Annotated in this window: 2 protein-coding genes and 1 pseudogene; all 3 read right to left on the bottom strand. The window is 64.1% G+C overall.

The annotated features are described in order from the left end of the window. A pseudogene (locus tag ACUVYZ_RS17195) lies at positions 1–3897 on the bottom strand (hypothetical protein); the annotation flags it as partial. A 44-nt stretch (positions 3898–3941) separates the two neighbouring features. Next, entirely contained in the window at positions 3942–5165 is a 1224-nt protein-coding gene (locus ACUVYZ_RS17190; RefSeq protein WP_439935658.1) for a hypothetical protein, read from the bottom strand. Continuing rightward, positions 5162–6159: hypothetical protein (locus ACUVYZ_RS17185; protein WP_446033093.1), on the bottom strand; the 998-nt coding region annotated here is incomplete at its 5' end. The genes ACUVYZ_RS17190 and ACUVYZ_RS17185, both read right to left, overlap by 4 nt.

Genomic DNA, 6159 nt, shown 5'->3' with positions numbered 1-6159 from the left:
CAACTCGGCGAGCGACAGGCTTGCGCCGTCGGCGAAGCGCACCGTCTCGATTCCCCGCCCCAGGGGCTCCTGCGGCCGGGGGATCAGAAGCCGCGCCCCCCGCCCATCGCCCCAGGAGAGGTCGAGGATCACGTAGGGGAGCACCTCTCCCGTGTCGGGGGAGGCCCGCTCGATGCGCCCCCAGGAAAGCGAAACCTCGGCCGCCGTCACGCCCGGGCCGAACTCCACCACGTCCTGCTCGATCACCCCGGCCTCCACCGCCTCCGCCAGGGCAGCGAAGTCGGTGGCCGAGCGGGCGGGCGGCTCGGGGAGCGGCTCGATATAGGTCACGCTCCCATCGGCCAACGCCTCGTCCAGACTCCGCCCATACTCGGCAAGCCGCGCTTCCACCTCTCCCAAGCTCTCGAAGAAACCGCCCCCGGCTTCGCCCTCCCCACCCCACAGGGCGTAGCGCCCGCCGTAGGCATGGCGGTAGCGCCAGTCCTCGATCCCGAGACTTCCATAGTAGGCGTCGAGGTACGCTTCCTGGGATTCGCCCGTGTCGTGGATGAGATCGACCCCGGGCTCGGCGGGGTCGATCCTGTAGCGCGTGGCCCCCTGTCCCCCGTCCATCTCGTCCTCGCCCGGGCCGCCAAGAAGGGTGGTGCCGTAGAGCAGCGTGTCGTTGCCTTCACCCCCTAGGAGCGTCTGCCCGCCGATGAGGTTGTCGTTGCCTGGTCCCCCGTGCACGATGGCGTTCCAGGGGGCGTAGACTTCATCGTCGCCAGTGCCCGTATCGATGAGCACATGGCCGCCCGGATCGGTTACCGGCAGCGTCCAGCCGTCTATCAGGTCGTCACCCGCGGTGCCCGTCGCCCATCCGTCGCCACCGATGGAGGCCAAATCGATGGGCAGGCGATCGAGCGCCTCCCGATCGAGAAGGCTGCCGTCGGCAAAGCGGATCGCCTCGATCCCCGCGCGGGGATTGCCCGCCGCCGTGCGGGCGAATACCCGGTCACCACCCTCGCTCGTGATCTCCAGAGCCCCTTGAGCGAGGCGCCGCAGGTGCGCTTCCCAGGGAAACAGGTCCTCCAGCACCAAGGTGTCGAGGCCTTCCATGCCGGCGTCGGCGATCACGTCGGAACCATCCCCTTTGCGAAAGAGGTAAGTGTCGCCGTCCTCGCCGCCATCGAGGGCGTCCTCGCCCGCACCGCCCCGGAGGGTGTCCTCGCCCGCGCCTCCGTAGAGGCGGTCGTCCCCAGCGCCGCCGATCAGCATGTCGGCTCCACCGTTGCCGTGCAGCTCGTCGTCGCCAGCGCCGCCATTCAAGTAGTCGCTCCCATGGGTAAGGGGGTCGAGCTCGTCGGCGTCCCCAAAGAGCCGGTCATCGCCCTCACCGCCGTAGAGCTCGTCACTACCGCCATCACCGAAGATCAGATCATGGCCTGCGCCCCCATAGAGGAGATCCGCCCCGCCCTCCTCGGGCAGGACCGGGCTCAGCGCCGAGCCGAGAATGACGACCCCATGGGTCCCCATGATAGGACTGACGATCCGTCGCCCATCCGGGCCCACTTCTATCCGCCAGTTGGGATCTCTAGGGAGCGCGTCCACATCGCCCAGAAGGACGTCGTCGCCTGCGCTTCCCAGGAGGAGATCGGCGCCGTTGCCGCCAGAGAGCACGTCAGCGCCTCCCGCGCCCACCAGAAGGTCTTCGCCCGCCCCGCCCGCGAGCCAGTCCCGGTGGGAATCCGCCGCAGCGGCAGCAAGCGAGTGCGCCTGCGTGTCGGCGAACAAGCGATCAGCGCCGAGGTCCCCGATCAGCACGTCGCTGCCTGAGCCCCCTTCCAGTAAATCGTCGCCGTCGCCGCCGTGCACGATGTCGTTGCCCTCTCCTCCCTCCAGCCAGTCCGGCTCACCGCGCCCGTAGACACGGTAGGTCCCCGCGAGCTGATCGTCGCCGGCTTCGCCGAGGAAATGGTTTGGGCCGTCGGAGCCGATCACCGTGTCGTTGCCGCCCCCAGCATACACTTGGGTCGTGGAGAGGGGGTTCTGGAACCAAATGAAGTCATTGCCATCGCCCCATACCCCGGTGTTCTCTTCCCAGTACGTCGCGGAAGCGCTCGCCAGATCCAGGTCGTCTGGCCGGGGCTCGAGGGTGAGCGCCGCTTCTTCGCGGCTCTGGTGGGTAGGTTCGCCGGCACCATCGACCAGGGTGGCCTCCACCGAGACCGCCGCCGCCACATCGACATCGCCCCGGGCCCACAGCCCGAAGCGCGCTTCGCGCGCACCTACCGGAACGGTAAGGTAAAAGACCCCGGCTTCCACGGAAACCGGCTCGCCGTCCTGAAAGGCCTGCAACGCCTCGCCCGCCCCGCTCACGCGCAGCCGGATGCGCTGGCCGCCTTCGGGGGCGGGATAGGGCAGAAAGACGCTCAGCATCTGCAAGCGCCCCTCCTCCAAGGCAAAGGCGGGCAAGGCCTGCGCCTGCGGATCGAACGCCGGCGTATCGAAGGGGTTCTCGCCCCAGCCTGGGCGCATGATCGCTGTCTGGCCGGCCAATTCGACAACCGCTTGGGCTTCCCGGAGAGCGCTCTTGATGGTTGGATCGAGCGAGGGATCCTCAAGCGCTGCCGCAAACGAGCTTCGGAAAGCGTCGACTTCCAGAAATCCCAGGGACGAGCCGAGGTCGAAGAGGGTGTCCGAGACCTTGGCCACGAGCTCCTGATAGGCGTTGCCGATCCCCTCCGCCGCATCGACGATGAATTCCACGAGTCGCTCTCTTAGAGGCTCCTCCAGGCCGAAAAAGCCGATCAGCGCCTCGTCCAGCCCCGCCATCAGCTCCGCGCCGAAGCGCGGCAGGTCCACCCCCGTCTTCGCCTTGACCTGGTCGAGCACGTTGACCAGGCCGCGGTTGAGCGCATCGGTCGTGCTGGCCATGGCATCGGCGAGCGCCGTGGCGTCAAGATCGAGGGCGGAAAGCCCAAGCAGTTGCCCGAGCCGGCCCAAGCGGCCCGTCGCCTGGGTGCCGAGGGCGGCGGCCGTAAAGAGCGTGAGGCGAAAGATCGCTTCCCGGTTGCTTTCCACCGTGCCGTCGCTGTTGCCGAGCCGGGAGATGTTCGCCGCGATGGTCTGGGCTGCGGCCACATCGATGTAGAAAGGCGTGTAGCCGCCATCGGCTAAGCTCTCCCACCAGTCCCGGCGCTGGATACCGTGAGCGTTGAAGCCGTATTCGCCGCTCGCTCCGAAGTCCACCTTGTGCCCGTAGACCCGCCCGCCAACGTGGGCGCCGCCTACGAGATGCACGATGTCGCCGTGCAAGAACGGCAGAAACCCTTCGATCACATGGTGCTCGCCGCTCGCCACGATGGAGCGCTTGTCGGAGGCTTGCGTCGCGCTCGGCGAGTGGCCGATGCCGGGAGCGTTGAAAGTGTAGAAGTGGAGTTGGGAAGCTGAAACCGTGTAGGCCGGATTCCCGGATATGGCGGCAGCGATTTTCGCGACCGATTCGACGTCACTACGGTTTGTATCTTGCAGGTTCGTATCGTTGATCGCCCACTGAACCAAAGCTCCACCCAAGCTGTGACCGACAAGCTCCACCGCACGGCCAGCGACCAGGCTGGCAGCGAGCCATCGATTCACCTCGGCCTGTGCTCCATCGAACTGATCCCGTCCGATGCTGTTGAGGTTGTTGTACCAATCCCGTAGGTCCGGGATGCCGTCCTGCGACCCTTCCGTGCCGCGGAAGGCAAGGATGCGCGTGTTCGGAGCAACGGCCGTGTTGTCCGACGCGGGCTTGAGCGCGTAGGCGTAGAGGCCGTTGGCGAGATCGAGCTCTCCAGGAAACCCATTTACGCCCAGCGAGTTGAAACTTGTATCCAGCTCCCAACCTACAGGAATAGACGATCGACCGGCATACACGCGCTCCGCAATCTCCCTCGCAAGAACGTATGGAATGAATCCCGTCATTGTTCACCTCCCTGCTCGATTCTCATGAGGAAAAGTTTGCTTGCCCCTTGGTCCAGGGCAGTGAAAGCAAGCCAGCGTCCATCGGGCGATACCCCAAGTCGGCTTTCGCCGGAACGCGGCAGCACCGTCAGACGCTCGATTTTTTGTGTCTCGCTGTGAAAGCGCAAAACACCATCGATCGGCTTTGCCCCTGTCACAGCCACATACACATTGCCTCGGGAATCTACGGCTACTCTGTGGATGACGACCACCTTGAATTTTTTGTCAGGATCAATGGTGAAGACCTCCTCCACTTGATTTCTTTTTCCATCGAGACGATACCGGCATACGCTGTCCCAGCCCCTCCCATGGGCAATGGGCTTTTTGACGCACACTCCGTAGGCGTAGCTTTCATCCGGGGTGATCGCCAGCGCTCCCACCCCAGCACCGAATCCTGCGTAGCCGGGATCGTCAGTAAGATTCGTCAGCACTTGGTGCTCTAAGTCGTAGAGTACCAACGCATAGCGCAGCGGCTTCCCATCCCGCCCCAGAAGGGGCGCCTCCGGATTCTTGATGGTCTTCGGTTGATCGTCCTCGCCCTTGACCTGAATCGTCTCTTCCCACCGATACTCCGCCAGCACAAACTTGGAAAGCGGCCAGAGGTTGCGTCCGTACGTGTTCCAGCATAAAGCTCTAAAATCCTGCTTGAGATAAAAGGGGGAACAATCATCGTGCCCTTCAAAGATGCCTCTCGACATCTTCCTGCTGTTTCCGACGACATAGCGCCCGCGCAAGCTTACTGCTTTAGATGGTGGATATAGTCCTCGCATCTCCGCGATTAGCTCTGGAGCCTCGCCCAATCTCAGCGCATAGAGTCTGGTCACGGAAGGATCAGAAGGAATCGAGCCAGAAACGTTGAACAAAATTGTTTTTTCTCCGCAGTCAATTCGAACGATTGTGCTTTGTAGCTCCGATGGAAGTGGCGAGAGATCGATTCTTGTTAGGCTATTCGGTTTGGTAGCGTCGAAGTAAAAAATTCCTTGCGCCTCGAACCTTGGCGTCCCGGGCGCTTGTCTCCCTTGCAGCACTACGAAGCGCTCGTTGTCGTACCAACAGCCGCTTCCCTGGATCCCCGTGTTGATGACTGTGTAATCCCGTTCCCCCGCTCCGATATCTCGGCATCCGACAGCGAGCAGCGAAAGGGCGATGCCCAATAAGCAGATTCGGATAGCTCTGGTCATGAACGTTTCCCAATCAGTGGATACGATCGCTCTCCACAGTGCTGTCGGTGGTGCCTCTCGGAGAGCCGTCTACCCACACGGCAGAGATGATCAGCGCAGCTATCGCCGAAGAAGTAGCGCTGTACGTTGGGAAAGGGACTCTCAGGCGCAAAGCCCTGGGCAATCTTGTCGCCGGTGGCGGCGTCTTCGAAGAAGACGGCGTCCCGGAGATACGGATGGTCGGCACCGTCGTAGCCATAGGTGGGATTGACCGGCTCGATGTCCTCGGCGCTGAACCAAAGCCTGCGCGCAAGGAAGTCGGCACGGTCGGTCAGATAGTGCGGGGTGAAGTCGCCGTTGCCCGTCGCGGGATCGAAAAGGTCCAACTCGCCCTTCGCGTTGAACGCACTGTAGTCGGCGCCAACCAGCGCAAAGGGGTTGAGCGCTTGAAGCGCGTAGCGGGTCGCCAGGCCCAAGGCGTCATTGCGCGAGCCCATGCCCTTCAGATCGGAGGCAGTCGCACCGGCCAGTACAGAGATCTGGACATTGCCTTTCAGGGCCGCGTAGGCAGCATCGTCCTGCAATGCCTGGAGATGGGCGTGGAGGGCCTCACGGTCATCGACCGCGGTCCTGCCAGCAGCCGGGCCGAGGATAATCCTTCGCAGCGCATCCAGGGCTGCTTCGAGCGTGCGCTCGGCGCTCACCCCAGAGGCATCGAGCAGTCGATTGAGCCGATCCTGCGAAAGGCCCGGGGCAAGCTCCGAGTAGACCGCCTGCACCGCCAGGGCGTCGGTGAGCCGCACGATGGCGTGGTTGCCGATCCCAAGGCCCGGGGCGGCTTCGATGTGCACCGGCAGCGCCGCCGAGGGCTGAGCCCCCAGGCCGGCGATGAGGGAGAGGCCCTCGGAGGCTTTGAGGTTCCAGATCCCGTTCTCGCCGGGGGCAGACTGAGTCAACACGCCGGAGAGCAGATCCCCGAGGGTGCCCAGCAGACCCCCCGAGCCCGGCGCGTTGA

The sequence above is a fragment of the Pelomicrobium sp. P1 genome (genome assembly GCF_052805615.1).
This window is presented reverse-complemented; position numbering and strand designations above follow the sequence as displayed.

Excerpts from the sequence above, each read along its gene's own strand:
- ACUVYZ_RS17190 (WP_439935658.1), bottom strand. The coding sequence starts at position 5,165 with ATGACCAGAGCTATCCGAATCTGCTTATTGGGCATCGCCCTTTCGCTG.